The 17396-nt window shown below is 73.6% G+C and carries 15 protein-coding genes; 9 read left to right on the top strand and 6 right to left on the bottom strand.

Annotated features, from left to right (window positions below; translation table 11 throughout):
* Nucleotides 1-46 precede the first annotated feature (46 nt).
* Nucleotides 47-1663, bottom strand: a complete 1617-nt coding sequence (locus ABT403_RS21365) for a carboxyl transferase domain-containing protein (protein ID WP_344156484.1) — start codon at nucleotides 1661-1663, stop codon at nucleotides 47-49.
* A 101-nt stretch (nucleotides 1664-1764) separates the two neighbouring features.
* Between ABT403_RS21365 and ABT403_RS21360 the strand changes: the two genes are divergently transcribed.
* Nucleotides 1765-2343 carry an SACE_7040 family transcriptional regulator gene (locus ABT403_RS21360; RefSeq protein ID WP_344156481.1) on the top strand — a complete coding sequence of 193 codons (579 nt, stop codon included), beginning with the start codon at nucleotides 1765-1767 and terminating at the stop codon, nucleotides 2341-2343.
* Nucleotides 2344-2465: 122 nt separating this feature from the next.
* Nucleotides 2466-3284 (top strand): phosphatase, encoded by an 819-nt coding sequence (locus ABT403_RS21355; RefSeq protein WP_344156478.1) that lies wholly within the window; start codon nucleotides 2466-2468, stop codon nucleotides 3282-3284.
* A gap of 2 nt (nucleotides 3285-3286) precedes the next feature.
* Here the strand turns inward: ABT403_RS21355 and ABT403_RS21350 are convergent, their stop codons facing one another.
* Entirely contained in the window at nucleotides 3287-4144 is an 858-nt protein-coding gene (locus ABT403_RS21350) for an SDR family NAD(P)-dependent oxidoreductase (protein ID WP_344156475.1), read from the bottom strand.
* 78 nt (nucleotides 4145-4222) lie between these two features.
* Here ABT403_RS21350 and ABT403_RS21345 point away from each other — a divergent pair, with 78 nt between their 5' ends.
* Complete coding sequence (locus ABT403_RS21345) at nucleotides 4223-4684, top strand: MarR family winged helix-turn-helix transcriptional regulator (protein ID WP_344156472.1); 462 nt, start codon at nucleotides 4223-4225, stop codon at nucleotides 4682-4684.
* 54 nt (nucleotides 4685-4738) lie between these two features.
* Here ABT403_RS21345 and ABT403_RS21340 read toward each other — a convergent pair whose 3' ends face one another.
* Nucleotides 4739-5617, bottom strand: coding sequence for an acyl-CoA thioesterase (locus ABT403_RS21340; protein WP_344156469.1), 879 nt, complete (start codon nucleotides 5615-5617; stop codon nucleotides 4739-4741).
* A gap of 6 nt (nucleotides 5618-5623) precedes the next feature.
* Complete coding sequence (locus ABT403_RS21335) at nucleotides 5624-6781, bottom strand: acyl-CoA dehydrogenase family protein (protein ID WP_344156466.1); 1158 nt, start codon at nucleotides 6779-6781, stop codon at nucleotides 5624-5626.
* Between the two features lie 264 nt (nucleotides 6782-7045).
* Here ABT403_RS21335 and ABT403_RS21330 point away from each other — a divergent pair, with 264 nt between their 5' ends.
* The gene (locus ABT403_RS21330) at nucleotides 7046-7606 is read left to right on the top strand and encodes an RNA polymerase sigma factor (RefSeq protein WP_344156463.1); all 561 of its coding nucleotides are present in this window, start codon (nucleotides 7046-7048) and stop codon (nucleotides 7604-7606) included.
* The gene (locus ABT403_RS21325) at nucleotides 7603-7908 is read left to right on the top strand and encodes a hypothetical protein (RefSeq protein WP_344156460.1); all 306 of its coding nucleotides are present in this window, start codon (nucleotides 7603-7605) and stop codon (nucleotides 7906-7908) included. The genes ABT403_RS21330 and ABT403_RS21325 overlap by 4 nt, the downstream gene beginning before the upstream one ends.
* 6 nt (nucleotides 7909-7914) lie before the next feature.
* Here ABT403_RS21325 and ABT403_RS21320 read toward each other — a convergent pair whose 3' ends face one another.
* Entirely contained in the window at nucleotides 7915-9480 is a 1566-nt protein-coding gene (locus tag ABT403_RS21320) for a PucR family transcriptional regulator ligand-binding domain-containing protein (RefSeq protein WP_344156458.1), read from the bottom strand.
* Between the two features lie 116 nt (nucleotides 9481-9596).
* Here ABT403_RS21320 and speB point away from each other — a divergent pair, with 116 nt between their 5' ends.
* From speB to ABT403_RS21305, 3 genes are all read left to right on the top strand, one after another.
* The gene (speB, locus tag ABT403_RS21315; protein WP_344156456.1) at nucleotides 9597-10565 is read left to right on the top strand and encodes an agmatinase; all 969 of its coding nucleotides are present in this window, start codon (nucleotides 9597-9599) and stop codon (nucleotides 10563-10565) included.
* Nucleotides 10566-10623: 58 nt separating this feature from the next.
* A complete protein-coding gene (locus ABT403_RS21310; RefSeq protein ID WP_344156453.1) occupies nucleotides 10624-12312 on the top strand; it encodes a thiamine pyrophosphate-binding protein in 1689 nt (562 codons plus the stop codon).
* A 130-nt stretch (nucleotides 12313-12442) separates the two neighbouring features.
* Nucleotides 12443-16222 carry an ABC transporter ATP-binding protein gene (locus ABT403_RS21305; RefSeq protein WP_344156450.1) on the top strand — a complete coding sequence of 1260 codons (3780 nt, stop codon included), beginning with the start codon at nucleotides 12443-12445 and terminating at the stop codon, nucleotides 16220-16222.
* 29 nt (nucleotides 16223-16251) lie between these two features.
* On the opposite strand, the gene ABT403_RS21300 is transcribed toward ABT403_RS21305, so the two are convergent.
* Nucleotides 16252-16806: an EF-hand domain-containing protein gene (locus ABT403_RS21300; protein WP_344156447.1), complete on the bottom strand. Its 555-nt coding sequence runs from the start codon at nucleotides 16804-16806 to the stop codon at nucleotides 16252-16254.
* Between the two features lie 167 nt (nucleotides 16807-16973).
* Here ABT403_RS21300 and ABT403_RS21295 point away from each other — a divergent pair, with 167 nt between their 5' ends.
* The gene (locus ABT403_RS21295; RefSeq protein ID WP_344156444.1) at nucleotides 16974-17342 is read left to right on the top strand and encodes a hypothetical protein; all 369 of its coding nucleotides are present in this window, start codon (nucleotides 16974-16976) and stop codon (nucleotides 17340-17342) included.
* Nucleotides 17343-17396: the final 54 nt, after the last annotated feature.

Raw genomic sequence — 17396 nt, 5'->3', positions numbered from 1 at the left:
TGAGGTCCTCACGTCACAAGCCAAGTCACAGGTCACAAGTCACGGGTCACATGCGGAAGATGCCGTAGCCGCGCTCGCCGAGCGGGGCGTTCGCGCACGCGGTCAGGGCCAGCCCCAGCACCTGCCGGGTCTCCAGGGGGTCGATGACCCCGTCGTCCCACAGGCGCGCGGTGGCGTAGTAGGCGTTGCCCTGTTCCTCGTACTGCGCGCGGACCGGGGCCTTGAAGGCCTCCTCGTCCTCGGCGGGCCACTCCTGGCCCGCGCCCTCGATCTGGTCGCGCTTGACCGTGGCCAGGACGGAGGCGGCCTGCTCGCCGCCCATGACGGAGATCTTGGCGTTGGGCCACATCCACAGGAAGCGCGGCGAGTACGCCCGGCCGCACATCGAGTAGTTGCCCGCGCCGTACGAGCCGCCGACCACGACCGTCAGCTTCGGGACCCGGGCGCAGGCCACGGCGGTGACCATCTTCGCGCCGTGCTTGGCGATGCCGCCCGCCTCGTAGTCCCGTCCGACCATGAAGCCGGAGATGTTCTGGAGGAAGAGGAGCGGGATGCCGCGCTGGTCGCACAGCTCGATGAAGTGGGCGCCCTTCTGCGCGGACTCGGAGAAGAGGATGCCGTTGTTGGCGATGATGCCGACCGGGTGGCCGTGGATCCGGGCGAAGCCGGTGACCAGGGTCTGCCCGAACTCCGCCTTGAACTCCTGGAAGCGGGAGCCGTCCACGACCCGGGCGATGACCTCGCGGGCGTCGTAGGGGGTGCGGGAGTCGACGGGGACCGCGCCGTAGAGCCCGTACGGGTCCACCTTCGGCTCCTCGGCCGGCTCGACCGACCAGGGCAGGGCCCCGCGCTCGGGCAGGGTCGCCACGATGTTCCGTACGATCCGCAGCGCGTGCGCGTCGTCCTCCGCGAGGTGGTCGGTCACGCCGGAGGTGCGCGAGTGCACCTCGCCGCCGCCGAGCTCCTCGGCCGTGACCACCTCACCGGTGGCGGCCTTCACCAGCGGCGGGCCGCCGAGGAAGATCGTGCCCTGGCCGCGCACGATGACGGCCTCGTCGCTCATCGCCGGGACGTACGCCCCGCCCGCCGTGCAGGAGCCGAGGACGGCCGCGATCTGCGGGATGCCGGCGCCGGACATGCGGGCCTGGTTGTAGAAGATCCGGCCGAAGTGCTCCCGGTCGGGGAAGACCTCGTCCTGCATGGGCAGGAAGGCGCCGCCGGAGTCGACCAGGTACAGGCAGGGGAGCCGGTTCTCCAGCGCCACCTCCTGCGCCCGCAGGTGCTTCTTGACCGTCATCGGGTAGTACGTGCCGCCCTTGACGGTGGCGTCGTTGGCGACGATCACGCACTCGCGGCCGCTGACCCGGCCGATGCCCGCGATCACGCCGGCGGCCGGGGCCGCGCCGCCGTACATCCCCTCGGCGGCCAGCGGGGCCAGCTCCAGGAAGGGCGAACCGGGGTCGAGGAGGGTGTCGACGCGGTCGCGGGGCAGGAGCTTGCCGCGCGCGGTGTGCCGGGCGCGGGCCTTCTCCCCGCCGCCGAGGCGGGCCGCGTCCAGCCGGGCGCGCAGGCCCTCGGCGAGCTCGCGGTGGGCGGCCTCATTGGTCCGCCAGGCCTCGGACGCCGGGTCCGCGGCGCTCGTCAGCACTGGTGCCTGCTGCATCGGTCGAGCTCCCTTGCTCGGTACCTGCTGTGTTAATGACCGTTAACGCGTATGGGTCACAGGTTAACGAGCGCTAACCGCCCTGTCTAGAATGGATTCCCATGAGCACCAGAGCTGCCACCCCGACCCGCCGCGAGCAGATCCTCCGAGAGGCCGCTCGTCTTTTCGCGGAGCGCGGCTTCCACGGCGTGGGCGTGGACGAGATAGGGGCCGCGGTCGGCATCAGCGGACCGGGCCTCTACCGGCACTTCGCCGGCAAGGACGCGATGCTCGCCGAACTGCTCGTCGGGATCAGCGAGCGCCTGCTGACCGGGGGCCGGCGCCGCGTCGAGGAGGCCGCGGGCGACCCGCGGGCGCTGCTGGCCTCCCTGGTCGAGGGCCACATCGACTTCGCGCTGGACGACCGGGCGCTGATCACCCTGCACGACCGGGAGCTCGACCGGCTGCGGGACGAGGACCGCAAGCTCGTACGGCAGCTCCAGCGCCAGTACGTCGAGCTGTGGGTGGCCGTCGTACGGGAACTGCACCCGGTCGTCGGGGAGGCCGAGGTGCGGGTCGCCGTGCACGCGGTGTTCGGCCTGCTGAACTCCACCCCGCACCTGGGCGCGCTGAGCCGCGAGGCGACGGAGTCGCTGCTGCGCGGGCTCGCGCACGGGGCCTTCGGGGCGCTGTCGGGGTGAAACGGGGGAAGGGCCGGGACGGAAGCCGGGACGAAAGCCGGGGTGAGGGCCGGGACGAAGGCCGGGGCCAGGGCTTGAGGGCGGCTTGGCGGAGCGTACGGATCCGGCCGGGCGGCGGCAGAATGGGCCGCATGCCGAAGCCGACAGAGCCCATACAGACCCCTGCCGCCCCCAGCCGGGCGCAGCTCGTCGACCACCTGGTGCGCACCCGCATCGCCGGACAGGTCGCGACCCCGCGCGAGAACAACCTCTCCCACTACCGCAAGCTCGCCAACGGCGACCGGCACTACTGGCTCGGCCTGGAGCTGGGCGACCGCTGGGCGGACGAGCAGGACGTCCTGGCGGTGATGGCGGAGCGCGTCGGCGTCGTCGACGACCCGGCGCACCGCGCCGGACAGGACACCATCGACCCGGAGCTGACGGTCGCGGGACTCGACCGGATGGCGGCCCGCCTGCGTAAGGCCGCCCTGGACCGGCAGAGCGTACTGTTCGCCACCGGGCACCCGGGCGGGCTCCTGGACGTCCACCGGGCCACGGCGGACGCGCTGCGCGCGGCGGGCTGCGAGATCGTCCGCATTCCGGCGGGCCTCGTCGCCGACGAGGGCTCGGTGTGGCAGTTCGCCGACGTGGCGGTCCTGGAGCGGGGCGCGACGCTGTGGCACACCCACTCGCCGAACCCGATGGCCGCCATCCTCGACGCCCTCGCCAACGACGGCCGCCCCCAGCCGGACCTGGTCGTCGCCGACCACGGCTGGGCGGGGTGCGCGGCGCAGCGGGGGCTGGACGCGGTGGGCTACGCCGACTGCAACGACCCGGCGCTCTTCCTGGCGGAGGCGGAGGGCACCCTCCAGGTGGCGGTCCCCCTCGACGACCACGTCCGCGACCCGCGCTTCTACGACCCGATGGTCGCCTACCTCCTCACCGCGGCGGGCCTGCGGTAGCCCTAGCCGAGCCAGGAGCTCATCTCCGTCTGGACGGCCGAGCCGTCCAGGTCGGCGAGCTTCATGCCCACGAAGGTGCGCGCCCAGTCGGAGGTCTGGATCCGGAACGGCATCCTCTCGGCGGTCAGCGCCCCGACCACCGGGGCCGCCGCCTGCTCCGGGGTCTGCGCGGTGTCGCTGCCGAAGGACCGCATGGCGTGGTCGATGTAGCCCTGGAGCTGGGGGGCGTACGGGCCGGCCTGGGCGAGCAGGGCCGGGATGTCGAGCCCGACGTTGTTGACGAACTCGCTGGAGACGGCGCCCGGTTCGACGACGCAGACCTGGACGCCCGCGGCCGCGGCGACCGGTGCGAGGGACTCCATGAAGCCCTCGACGGCGAACTTGGCCGCGCAGTAGGACTCGTTGAAGGGCTGGCCGACCACGCCGCCGACGCTCGTCACGGTGATGACCCGGCCGCCCGAGGCGCGCAGGTGGGGGAGGGCGGCCCGGGTGAGCTCTACGACGCCGAAGAAGTTGACCTCCATCACGGAGCGCACCTGCTCCATGCCGTGCTGCTCGACGGTGCCGACGAAGCCGGCGCCCGCGTTGTTCACGACGGCGTCGAGGCGGCCGTGTTCGGCGACGACCTCGGCCACGCAGGCGGCGACGGAGTCCGCGTCGGTCACGTCCAGCCGCTTGACCTGGACGAGGCCTTCGACGCCCGCCTCGGCGGCGGCCTTGACCAGGGCGTCGGAGCGGGTGGTGTCGCGCATGGTGGCGACGGTGTGCCAGCCGGCCCGGGCCGCCGCCACCGCGGCGGCGAGTCCGATGCCGGAGGAGGTGCCGGTGATGAGGACGGTCTTGGCGGGGGTGGTACTCATGGGAGGCTCCCTAGGTTTGTGCGTGCACACACACATTAATGATGTGTGCGTGTGCACGCAACCCGGTATCCTTCCCCCATGGCGCACACGAACCTCAACCTGGACGGTCTCACCCCCCGTGACCACGCCTTCTACGGCCTGGTCTGGGCCGGGACCACCCTGACGGCCCGGGTCGACCAGGCCCTCACACGCCGCCACGACCTGCCGTTGTCGTGGTTCGAGGTGATGCTGTGGCTGAGCGTGCAGCAGGAGCCGGTCGCCCCCTCGGAGCTGGGTGCCAGAACCCTGCTCAGCCGCAGCCAGGTCTCGCGCGTCGCCGACTCGCTCCAGGCCCGCGGGCTGATCGAGCGGATACCCTCCCCGACCGACGCCCGCTCGGTGCGCATCGCCCTCACCGAGGCCGGCCGCCGCCTCTACGCCGAGGCCGACGCCACCCGCCGCGAGGCCCTGGCCGAGGTCTTCGACGACCTGCTGGACGACGGGGACATCGCCGCGCTGGAGGCGGTCTGGGCGAAGCTCAAGGCCCGCCCGAAGGAGTAGGCAACGCCGAAGACCCCCCGGACGCGGTCCGGGGGGCCTTCGGGAAGCGGCGGTTCAGGCGCGCGGTACGCGGACCACGCCCTCCTGGATCACGGTGACGGCCAGCCGGCCGTCCCGGGTCCAGATCCGGGCCTGGCCCAGGCCCCGCCCGCCGTGCGAGGTCGGCGAGTCCTGGTCGTACAGGAGCCACTCGTCCGCCCGCAGCGGCCGGTGGAACCACATCGCGTGGTCCAGCGAGGCCCCCACCACGTCGCCGACCGCCCAGCCGCCGCGCCCGTGCGCGAGCAGCACCGAGTCCAGCAGGGTCATGTCGGAGACGTACGTCGCCAGGCACGTGTGCAGCAGCGGGTCGGCGCTGTCCAGCTTGCCGGCCGTACGGAACCACACCTGCGAGCGCGGCTCCACCGGCTCGCCGATCGACCCCCACGGCGGCGTCGTCGCGTACCGCAGGTCCACCGCGCCGCGCGCCTCCAGCAGCCGCTCCACCGTGCCCGGGTCCCGGAACAGGTCCCGGTAGGCGGGCAGCGCCTCGGCGGCCGTCGGCAGGGTCTCCGGGTCGGGTGCGCCGGGCATCGGGATCTGGTGGTCGAGCCCCTCCTCGTACACCTGGAAGGACGCCGACAGGTGGAAGACCGGCTGTCCGTGCTGCACGGCGACGACCCGGCGCGTGGTGAAGGAGCGCCCGTCGCGGATCCGGTCGACGGTGTAGACGATGGGCGCGCCCGGGTCACCCGTGCGCAGGAAGTACGAGTGCAACGAGTGCGCCGTACGGTCCCCGGGCACGGTGCGGCCGGCCGCGACCAGCGCCTGGGCCGCGACCTGTCCGCCGAAGACGCGCGGGATCAGCGACGGCCGGCTGGTCCCGCGGAAGATGTTCTCCTCGATCTGCTCCAGGTCGAGCAGATCGAGGAGACCGGAGAGCGCGTCGTTCAACGGGACTTACAGGCCCATCGACTTGGCGATGATCGACTTCATGACCTCGCTGGTGCCGCCGTAGATGCGGTTGACGCGGTTGTCGGCGTACAGGCGGGCGATCGGGTACTCGTTCATGTAGCCGTAGCCGCCGTGCAGCTGGAGGCACTTGTCGATGACGCGGTGCGCGACCTCGGTGCAGAACAGCTTCGCGGACGCGGCCTCGGCCGCCGTCAGCTCCCCGGCGTCCAGGGCCTCCAGGGCGCGGTCGGCGACGGCCTCGGCCGCGTCCACCTCGGCCTGGCAGGAGGCCAGTTCGAACTTGGTGTTCTGGAAGTGCGCGACCGGCTTGCCGAAGACGGTGCGGTCGGTCACGTACTGCTGCGCGAACCGGACGGCGGCCTTGGCCTGCGCGTACGCGCCGAAGGCGATGCCCCAGCGCTCGGACGGCAGGTTGGCGCCGAGGTAGTAGAAGCCCTTGTTCTCCTCGCCGAGCAGGTCCTCGACCGGCACCTTCACGTCGACGAACGCCAGCTCGGCGGTGTCGGAGGTGCGCAGGCCGAGCTTGTCCAGCTTGCGGCCGATGGAGTAGCCCTCGGACTTGGTGTCCACGGCGAAGAGGGAGATGCCGAAGCGGCGGTCCTGCTCGCCCGGGGCGGAGGTGCGGGCGCAGACGATCACGCGGTCGGCGTGGACGCCACCGGTGATGAAGGTCTTGGAGCCGTTGAGGACGTAGTGCGTGCCGTCCTCGGAGAGCTTGGCGGTGGTCTTCATGCCCGCGACGTCGGAACCGGTGCCCGGCTCGGTCATCGCGAGGGCCCACATCTCCTCGCCGGAGACGAACTTCGGGAGGTAGCGCTTCTTCTGCTCGTCGGTGGCGAGCATCTTGATGTAGGGCAGGGCGAGCAGCACGTGCACGCCGGAACCGCCGAAGTTGACGCCCGCGCGGGAGGTCTCCTCGTAGAGGACGGCCTCGAACTTGTGCGTGTCCAGGCCCGCGCCGCCGAACTCCTCGGGGACGTTGATGCCGAAGATGCCGAGCTCGCCGAGCTTGTAGTAGAAGTCGCGCGGCGCCTGGCCGGCCTGGAACCACTCGTCGTAGACGGGGACGACCTCGGCCTCGATGAAGGCGCGGAGGGTCTCGCGGAACGCCTCGTGGTCCTCGTTGAACACCGTACGGCGCACGGCCGGCTCCCTTCGTCGCGGCGGTCCGCCGCTTATGTCTAAGCGCTTGCTCATACCTAAGTTACCGGCGGGTTGTCCATCCTGTCCAGACGCGGCCGACCGGTGCTGAATCCTTTCCGGGGCCCCGCGCCTCTTATCCCCGTACCGCGAGGGACGCGGGTACGGAACGGGACCTGGAGGTCGCCATGATCATCGGAATCGCCATCGCCGCGGGCGCCGTGCTGCTCTGCACGTGCGTGTTCGTCCTGAAGCGCGGGCGCGCACGTGGCTGACTGGCCCGGCGAGCGCCTGATCGCCGAAGCCCAGCGCGGTGACCTCGACTCGATCACGGCGCTGGTCTCGGGCTCGCACCCGAACGTACGGCGCTTCGCCCGCTCGCTGTGCGCGACCCCGGAGGACGCCGAGGACGCGGCGCAGGAGGCCCTGATCATCCTCTACCGCAAGATCGGCATGCTGCGCGCCTCCGGCGCCCTGGCCTCGTGGATGTTCCGCATCGTCCGCAACGAGTGCCTGCGGCGCGCCCGGGCCGTCGTCCGCGACCGGGACCGGCCCACGGCCCCCGACACCGCCGTGGACTCGGCCGAGGAGGAGGCGCTGCGCCGGCTGGAGGCGGGCAGGGTGGCGGCGGCGGTCGCGGCCCTGCCGCCCGACCAGCGGCGGGTGCTGATCATGCGGGACGTCCAGGGGCACAGCGGCCCGATGGTCGCCGACGCCCTGGGCCTCAGCACGGCGGCGATGAAGTCCCGCCTCCACCGGGCCCGCGCGGCGGTCCGCGCCACCCTGCTCACCCCACCCGAACCGGCCCCCGGAAGGAACGGACGATGACCGCGACGAGGACCGCCCCCAGCCCCCGCCCCCGCCCCAGCCCCAGTTCCCGCTCCGACTTCGCGAGCGCCTCCCTGCCCCGGCACCTGGTGCGCGGCGCGCTCGGATTCGGCTCGATCGCCCTGGCCGTCGTCCTCCTGCCGTACGCCTGGCCGGTGAGCCTGGCCCTGCTGCCGGCCGGGCTGCTCGCGCTGCGCGGCTGCCCGATGTGCTGGGCGGTCGGCCTGGCGCAGACCCTCTCCCGGGGGCGGCTGGAGCGGGCCTGCGAGGACGGGCGGTGCACGCTGAGACCGGCCGCGTGAGGGGCGTCAGGCGGGGGGCCCCGACGTCCCGTCCGGGGCCGGGCCGCACCACCGCAGGGCGAACCACAGCTCCATGCGGGTGTCCGGGTCGTCCAGGTCGGCGTCGTCCAGCAGGGCCGCGCAGCGGGTGATCCGCTGGCGGACCGTGTTCCGGTGGAGGCCCAGGGCCGCCGCGGTGCGGTCCCAGCCGCCGTGGTGGGCGAGCCAGGCGCGCAGGGTCTCGCGGAGGGCGGGGGAGAGGGGGGCGAGGAGGGCTTCGGCGTGGGCGCGGGCCTCCGCCTCGCCGACCAGGCCCGTGACGCCGGGGTCCGCGTGGCGGGCCAGAGGGGTGCGGGAGGCCTCGGCGCGGGCCAGGGCCCGGCGGGCCTGGGCGTCGGCCGTGCGCAGCTCCGCCGGCGCGGCCGGGGCGCTGACCCCGAGCCGCCACCCCGGCTGCGGGGCGGGTTCCCGGTCGGTGAGGAGGCGTACGCCGTCCCCGCGCGGGTCCAGCAGTACGGTGCCCAGTGCCGCCGCCAGGGCGTGCGGGTCGCCGCCGCCCCGGGCGCGGACGGCGTACCAGGGGCCCGGGGGCAGGGCGGCGGAGGGGTCGCCGTCCAGCAGGAGGCGGGTCAGCGCGGCCGCCTCCGCGCCGGCCGGGCGGCTCGCGGTGAGCAGGGTCAGCAGGACGGCCGCGACCGAGGCGATCGTGTGGTCGCCGGGGGCCCGCCCGGGCGTGGCCAGGGCCAGCACCTGACCGCCGCCGACGGCGTAGGCGGCCAGATGGGTGCCGCCCAGGGCGTCGGTGGCGGTCGCGGCGCTCCCGGGGGCCACCCGCAGGGCCAGCGCGGCCAGCGCCACCCGCACCTCCTCCCCGGGCCGCACCCCGGCGGTGACCCCGACCGGGCGGAACCCGGGACCCGAGACGCCCCCGGCAGCGCCCACCCCGGCGCCCGGCCCGGTACCGGCCGCCGGGCCCGTCCCGCCCCCCGGGCCCCACAGGGCCGCCCAGCCGCCCAGGGCCGTCGCCAGGCGGGACAGGACCGCCGGGACCGGGTCCGGGCGGGCGGCGGCCGACGCCAGGGACTGCTGGGCTTCGGTGACGCGGCGGAGCTCACGGGTGCGGGCCTCCGCCATCAGCCGCCACACCGCGCGGGCGACCGCCGTGAACGGGGTGCCCGGCGGGACCTCCACCAGCGGCAGCCCGTACTCCGCGCAGGCCTCCGCCAGGCCGGGCGGCACCGTCTCGTGCACCGGGGTCACACCGAACCCGAGCCCGGCCGCCCCGGCCCGCACCAGCCGCGCCACGTACGCACGGGCCGCCGAAGCCGAAGCCGAAGCCGCATCCGAAGCCGCCTGCCCCGGCCCCCGGCCCGGCGCCCCGGGGTCCCCGGCGGTCGCCCCCGTCAGCCCGGACCCCGCCGTCAGCAGCAGCTCCCCGCCCAGCAGGTACGGCGACGGGTCGGGCATCTCGGAGGCGTGGACCCCGTGCACCTCCGCCTCGGCGGGGCCCGCCAGCCGGCGCAGCCCCAGTTCGCGGTCGGCGAGCAGGGCCGCGAGGGCGACCGGCGCGGTGGGAGGGGCCTCGACGGCCATGGATACTCCGTACACATCGAAACGGGTCGGTGGATGAAACGTACACTTCGCGCCCCCTCCCCGCCCCCTTACGCTCGAAGGACCGCACTAGCAGGACCACCAGAAGGGCACCCCCCATGAGCACCGAGCAGACGCCGCGCGGCCCCGTCGACTCCTCCCGCATCCCGCGCTACGCGGGTCCGGCGACCTTCGCCCGCCTGCCCCGCCTGGACGAGGTCGGCTCCGCCGACGTCGCCGTCGTCGGTGTGCCCTTCGACTCCGGTGTCTCCTACCGCCCCGGCGCCCGTTTCGGCGGCAACGCCATCCGCGAGGCCTCCCGCCTGCTGCGCCCGTACAACCCGGCGCAGGACGCCTCCCCGTTCGCGCTCGCGCAGGTCGCCGACGCCGGTGACATCGCCGTGAACCCCTTCAACATCAACGAGGCCGTCGAGACGGTCGAGGCCGCCGCCGACGAGCTCCTCGCGGGCGGCTCCCGTCTGATGACCCTCGGCGGCGACCACACCATCGCCCTGCCCCTGCTGCGCTCGGTCGCCAAGAAGCACGGCCCGGTCGCCCTGCTGCACTTCGACGCCCACCTGGACACCTGGGACACCTACTTCGGCGCCGAGTACACCCACGGCACGCCGTTCCGCCGCGCCGTCGAGGAGGGCATCCTCGACACCGAGGCCCTCTCCCACGTCGGTACCCGCGGCCCGCTCTACGGCAAGCAGGACCTCGACGACGACGCCAAGATGGGCTTCGGCATCGTGACCTCGGCGGACGTCTACCGCCGCGGCGCCGACGAGATCGCCGACCAGCTGCGCCAGCGCATCGGCGACCGCCCGCTGTACATCTCCATCGACATCGACGTCCTGGACCCGGCCCACGCGCCCGGCACCGGCACCCCGGAGGCGGGCGGCATGACCTCCCGCGAGCTGCTGGAGATCATCCGCGGTCTGTCGTCCTGCAACCTCGTTTCCGCCGACGTGGTCGAGGTCGCCCCGGCGTACGATCACGCCGAGATCACCTCGGTCGCGGCCTCGCACACCGCGTACGAGCTCACCACGATCATGAGCCGCCAGATCGCCGCCTCGAAGGCGAAGTAACACCCGGCGAGGTGAGGCGGGGCACGGCGGCGCGACGGCACGAAGGGCACGCAAGCACGTGACGCACGACCACGACCTGGTTCTCCGTCCCACCGAGGCGCAGACGGCGGCCGCCCTGGCGCCGCCGCCGGGCCGCACGGGCGGGGACCTGGTCGTGGAGACGCTGCGCGGCCTCGGCGCGACGACCGTCTTCGGTCTGCCGGGGCAGCACGCGCTGGCCCTCTTCGACGCCGTCGGCCGCTCCGACCTGCGCCTGGTCGGCCTGCGTACGGAGAACAACGCGGCCTTCGCCGCCGACGCGTACGGCCGCCTCACGGGCGAGGCGGTCCCGCTCCTGCTGTCCACGGGCCCCGGGGCGCTCATGTCCCTGCCGGCCCTCGCCGAGGCGGCGGCCGCCTCGGCCCCCGTCCTCGCCATCTCCTCCCAGGTCCCCTCCGCGGGCCTGGGCGGGGGACGGCGCGGGCACCTGCACGAGCTGCGCGAGCAGTCGGCGTCCTTCCGCGACGTGGTGAAGTCCGTACACATCGCCCGCACCCCCTCCCAGATCCCCTCGGTCGTCGCCGAGGCCTGGGAGTCGGCGCTCACCGCCCCGCACGGGCCCGTCTGGGTGGAGATCCCCGAGGACGTGCTCCGCGCGGAGACGGTGATCCCGCAGGTCACGGGCATGGACGCGAGCCCGCACGAGCTGGCCCCGCGCCCCGAGCTGACCGCGCTGGCGGCGCACTGGCTGTCCCGGGCGGCCCGCCCCGTGATCATCGCGGGCGGCGGCGTCGTCCGCGCGGACGCCGCCGGCAAGCTCAGGCAGCTCGCCGAGCGGCTGAACGCCCCCGTGGTCACCACCTTCGGCGGCAAGGGCGCCTTCCCCTGGACCCACCCGCTCTCCCTCCAGTCCTGGCTGGAGGACCGCCACATGACCGACTTCCTGGAGGACGCCGACGTCCTCCTCGTCGTGGGCTCGGGCCTGGGGGAACTCAGCTCCAACTACCACACGTTCTTCCCCACGGGCAGGGTCGTCCAGATCGAGGCCGACCTCGGCAAGCTGGAGTCCAACCACCCGGCGCTCGGCATCCACGCGGACGCCCGCCTGGCCCTCCAGGCCCTCCTGGAGACGGTCGAGCCCCGCGAGGACGAGGACGCCCCCGCCCGGGTCCGCGCGGTCCTCTCCGATGTCGCCGCCCGCCTGGCCGCCCAGGACCTCACCCTGGAACAGGAGCTCCTGACCTCGATCAGGTCCGCCCTCCCGGCCCGCTCCCCGTCCTTCTGGGACATGACGATCCTGGCCTACTGGGCCTGGTCCGCCTTCGACGCCAAGCACCCGAACACCATGCACTCGGCCCAGGGCGCCGGCGGCCTCGGCTACGCCTTCCCGGCCGCCCTGGGAGCCGCGCTCGCCGAGCCGGGCACCCCGGTCCTGGCCGTCTCCGGCGACGGCGGCGCGATGTACTCCGTCGCCGAACTGGCCACCGCGAAGCAGTACGACCTCGACGTCACCTGGCTGATCGTGGACGACGGCGGCTACGGCATCCTGCGCGAGTACATGACGGACGCCTTCGACGGCCGCACGGCCGGCACGGAACTCACCCGCCCCGACTTCGCCGCCCTGGCCGCCTCCTTCGGCATCCCGGCGGCCACGACCACCCCGGCCACCCTCCGGGCCGACCTCGCCGAGTCCCTCGCCACCCCGGGCCCCTCGGTCCTGGTCCTCCCGGCCACCCTGAAGATGTTCGCCCCGACCCACCTGGGGTAGCCCGTCCGGGTGCTCCCGGCGTGCGCCGGAGGCGCCGTACGCGCATGTTCGAAATGTTGCGGCGGGATGAAATCCGCCGGTCGGAGCGTTGGGGGTCTCGGCAGGACAGGACCTACGGGGAGGCACCCACGTGACGGCGGCAGGGGAGAAACAGGGCTGGGGCAGGCGGCTGGCCGCCTACACCTGGCGGTACAGGCTCAACGTGCTGCTCGCGCTCGGCTCCTCACTGGCCGGCATGGCCGTCATGGCGCTCGTCCCGCTCGTCACCCGCGTCATCATCGACGACGTCATCGGGGACGGGACCCGGGAGATGGGCCCCTGGGCGGGACTGCTCATAGGCGCCGCCCTGCTCGTCTACGTTTTCACCTACGTCCGCCGCTACTACGGCGGCCGCCTCGCCCTCGACGTGCAGCACGACCTGCGCACCGACATGTACGCCACCATCGCCCGCCTCGACGGGCGGCGGCAGGACGAGCTGTCGACCGGGCAGGTCGTCGGGCGGGCCACCAGCGACCTCCAGCTGATCCAGGGCCTGCTCTTCATGCTGCCCATGACCATCGGCAACTTCCTGCTCTTCGGGATATCCCTGGCCGTCATGGTCTGGCTGTCGCCGCTGCTGACCGTCGTCGCGCTGCTGATGGCCCCCGCCCTCTGGTTCATCGCCAAGCGCAGCCGCAAGAAGCTCTTCCCCGCCACCTGGTACGCCCAGGGCCAGGCCGCCGCCGTCGCCACCGTCGTCGACGGTGCCGTCACCGGCGTCCGCGTCGTCAAGGGGTTCGGCCAGGAGGGCCAGGAGACCGACAAGCTCCGCGCGGCCGGCCGCCGGCTCTTCGGCGGGCGGATGCGCGCCATCCGGCTGAACTCCCGCTACACCCCCGCCCTCCAGGCCGTCCCCGCGCTCGGCCAGGTCGCCATGCTGGCCCTCGGCGGCTGGCTGGCCACCCGGGGGCACATCACCCTCGGCACCTTCGTCGCCTTCTCCACCTACCTCGCCCAGCTGGTCGGCCCCGTCCGCATGCTCGCGATGGTGCTGACCGTCGGCCAGCAGGCCCGGGCCGGCGTGGAGCGGGTCTTCGAGCTCATCGACACCGAACCGGTGATCCGTGAGGGGACGCGGGAGCTGCCCGCCGACGCCCCCGCCACCGTCGAGTTCGAGGACGTCCGCTTCGGCTACGACCCCGAGCGGCCCGTCCTCGACGGCTTCTCCCTCGCCCTCGCCGAGGGCGAGACCGTCGCCGTCGTCGGGGCCTCCGGCTCCGGCAAGTCCACCGTCTCGCTGCTGCTGCCCCGCTTCTACGACGCCGACCACGGCACCGTCCGCGTCGGCGGCCACGACGTGCGCGAGCTGACCTACGACTCCCTGCGCGCCGCCATCGGCCTGGTCCCCGAGGACTCCTTCCTCTTCTCCGACACCATCCGGGCCAACATCGCCTACGGCCGCCCGGACGCCACCGACGAGGAGATACGCGCGGCCGCGGGCGCGGCCCAGGCGGAATCGTTCATCCTGGCCCTCCCCGCCGGCTACGACACCAAGGTCGGCGAACAGGGCCTGACCCTCTCCGGCGGCCAGCGCCAGCGCATCGCGCTCGCCCGCGCCCTCCTCACCGACCCCCGGCTCCTCCTCCTCGACGACGCCACCTCCGCCGTCGACGCCCGCGTCGAGCACGAGATCCACGAGGCGCTGCGCGCCGTGATGGCCGGCCGCACCACCCTGCTGATCGCCCACCGCCGCTCCACCCTCGCCCTCGCCGACCGGATCGCCGTGCTCGACGGCGGCCGGCTCGCCGACCTCGGCACGCACGAGGAACTGGAGCGCCGCTCCGCCCTCTACCGCCGCCTGCTGACCGACCCCGACGCCCTCGGCGCCGGCTCCCCGCGCACCCCCGAAGCCCCCTCCATGACCGAGTTCGAACGCGACCTCCGGCGCGACCTCGAACGGGACATCGAGCTGGAGGCCGAGATCGACTCCGAGCCGGTCAACGCCAAGCGGCGGGTGGCCGACGGGGTCACCCCCGAACTGTGGCGGCGCCGGGACGAGGGGGACACCGGTCCCGGCCTGCCGGGCGCCACCCCCGAACTGCTCGCCCAGGTCGCCGCCCTCCCGCCCGTCGACGACCGGCCCCGGGTCGACGAGGACCGGGCCGCCGCCCCCGAGGACGGCTACGGCCTGCGCCGCCTGCTGCACGGCTTCTGGGCCCCGCTCGCCGTCAGCCTCGGCCTCGTCGCCCTCGACGCGGGCGCCGGCCTGCTCCTGCCCGTGCTGATCCGGCACGGCATCGACCAGGGCGTCGAGAAGGCCGCCCTGGGAGCGGTGTGGGCCGCCGCCGGCCTCGCCCTGGCCCTCGTGCTCGCCCAGTGGGCCGCCCAGTTCGCCGAGACCCGGATGACCGGCCGCACCGGCGAGCGCGTGCTCTACGCCCTGCGCGTCAAAATCTTCGCCCAGCTCCAGCGCCTCGGCCTGGACTACTACGAGCGCGAGCTCACCGGCAAGATCATGACCCGGATGACCACCGACGTGGACTCCCTGTCCAGCTTCCTGCAGACCGGGCTGGTCACGGCCGTCGTCTCCGTCCTCACCTTCTTCGGCATCCTGGTCGCCCTGCTCGTCCTCGACGTCGAACTCGCCCTGATCGTCTTCGCCACCCTGCCCGTCCTGGTCCTGGCCACGGTCGTCTTCCGCCGCAAGTCGGTCGCCGCCTACGAGCTCGCCCGCGACCGGGTCGGCCTGGTCAACGCCGACCTCCAGGAGTCCGTCGCCGGGCTGCGCCTGGTGCAGGCCTTCCGCCGCCAGCACTCCGGGGCCGACCGCTTCGCCGAGCGCAGCGACTCCTACCGGCAGGCCCGGGTGCGCGGCCAGTGGCTGATATCGGTCTACTTCCCGTTCGTCCAGCTGCTGTCCTCGGGCGCGGCGGCGGCCGTGCTGATCGTCGGCGCGGGCCGGGTCGAGGCGGCCACCCTCACCACCGGCGCACTGGTGGCGTACCTGCTCTACATCGACCTGTTCTTCGCCCCGGTCCAGCAGCTCTCCCAGGTCTTCGACGGCTACCAGCAGGCCACCGTCTCCCTCGGCCGCATCCAGGACCTGCTCCGCGAGCCCACCACCACCCCGCCCCCGGCCGCTCCCCGCGAGGTCCCCGCCCTGCGCGGCGAGATCGCCTTCGAGGACGTGCGCTTCGCGTACGCCACCGCCGAGGAGCGCGGCGAGAAGGGCGAGGCGCTGGGCGGCATCAGCCTGCGGATACCCGCCGGGCAGACCGTCGCCTTCGTCGGCGAGACCGGCGCCGGGAAGTCCACGCTGGTCAAGATGGTGGCCCGGTTCTACGACCCGACCTCGGGCCGGGTCACAGCCGACGGCACCGACCTGCGGGAGCTGGACCTGACGGCGTACCGCCACCGGCTGGGGGTCGTCCCCCAGGAGTCGTACCTCTTCCCGGGGACGGTCCGCGACGCCATCGCCTACGGACGGCCGGGGGCGTCCGACGCCGAGGTGGAGGCGGCCGCCCGCGCGGTCGGCGCGCACGACATGATCGCCACCCTCGACGGCGGCTACCTCCACACCGTCACCGAGCGCGGCCGCAACCTCTCCGCGGGCCAGCGCCAGCTGATCGCACTGGCCCGCGCCGAGCTCGTCGACCCGGACGTCCTGCTCCTCGACGAGGCCACCGCCGCCCTGGACCTGGCCACCGAGGCGCAGGTCAACCTGGCCACCGACCGGCTCGCGGGCAAGCGCACCACCCTGGTGGTGGCCCACCGGCTGACCACCGCCGCCCGCGCGGACCGGGTGGTGGTCATGGAGCGCGGCCGGGTCGTCGAGGACGGCAGCCACGCCGAGCTGCTCGCCAGGGGCGGCCGCTACGCCGTGCTGTGGCGGACCTTCATCGGCGAGGACGAGCCGGCCGCGGCCGCGTAGCGGAGCCCCTCAGGAGTACGCCCCGGGTATCAGAGCTCGCCGAAGAGCAGGTTGCCCGGGGCGTCCTCGTCGTCACCGGTGTAGTACTCGCGTACCGCGTCGAGGAGCTCGTCCACCGAGAGGTACCCGTCGTGGTTCTTGTCGATCCGCTCGAACAGGACGTCCGCGTCGGCCGGCTCCAGCTTGGTGTCGAAGGCCAGCTGCGCCTTGTGGAACTCCTCGGGACTGATGTGCCCGTCCCCGTTGGTGTCGACGACCGTGAGGATCGCCTTCATCATCGGCCGGAAGGACTTCTCGTAGGCCGGGCCGCCGTCCTTGTAGAGGCGGGTCATCCCGTCCCGGTACTGGCCGGGCGTCAGCTTCTGGTCCTGGCCCACGCCCAGCTCGTTGAAGAGGTCCACCCAGAAGTCGGTGAGCCCGCGGAACACCTCCGCCGCCTTGGGGGAGTCGGCGGGCTCGGCCAGCGCCGTCAGCAGCCGGGAGCCGAGCGCGATCATGTCCTTCTCGTCGATCACGCCGTTGTCGTCCGCGTCCAGGTGCGCGAACGCGCGCTCCAGCTTCCGGTCGAGCAGGTCGGTCGTCATGGGAGGACGCCTTTCATGGCTACGTTGAGCATGCGGTCGGTCGCCTAGAGTAGTGCAACCTTCCGGGGGTCCGGCGCGTCGTACGTACGTCAGTACGTCAGTACCTCTCACGTACGACGGATCGGGGGGCCAGGGTGTCTCAGGGGTGGAAGGCGCGGCGGCGGGGCGTGTCCCTCGGGGTGTTCGGGGCGGCGCTCTGGCTGGCCGTGGGCGGGGTGTTCGCGGCGGCGCCCCGGGCGGCGGCCGCGACCGGAGGCTGTCCGGGCGAGCTGGTCAGGACGCTGCCGCTGCCGGGCGCCGAGGTGCGCGTGTACAAGAGCCGCACCCAGGTCTGCGCGGTGAACGTGGCCCTGAGCCCGGGGGAGCGCCGCCACCTGTCGGTGAGCGTCCAGCCGCGCGGCGGGGTCCCCGTGGGCGATGCGGGGCAATTCACCCGTTACGCGGGCCCCGTCATCGTCGGTGCGATCAACCGATGTGTGTATGTAAGGGGGAGTGTGGCGGCCGGATCCGTGGAGTCCGGCTGGATCCTGTGCTGACGCAGCGGCCCAACCGGTACTGTTCACGGCCCTGTTGGCCCCGCTAGGTTCACG

The organism is Streptomyces sp. NPDC000075, from assembly GCF_040301925.1.
Classification (GTDB): Bacteria; Actinomycetota; Actinomycetes; order Streptomycetales; family Streptomycetaceae; genus Streptomyces; species Streptomyces polychromogenes.
This window is presented reverse-complemented; position numbering and strand designations above follow the sequence as displayed.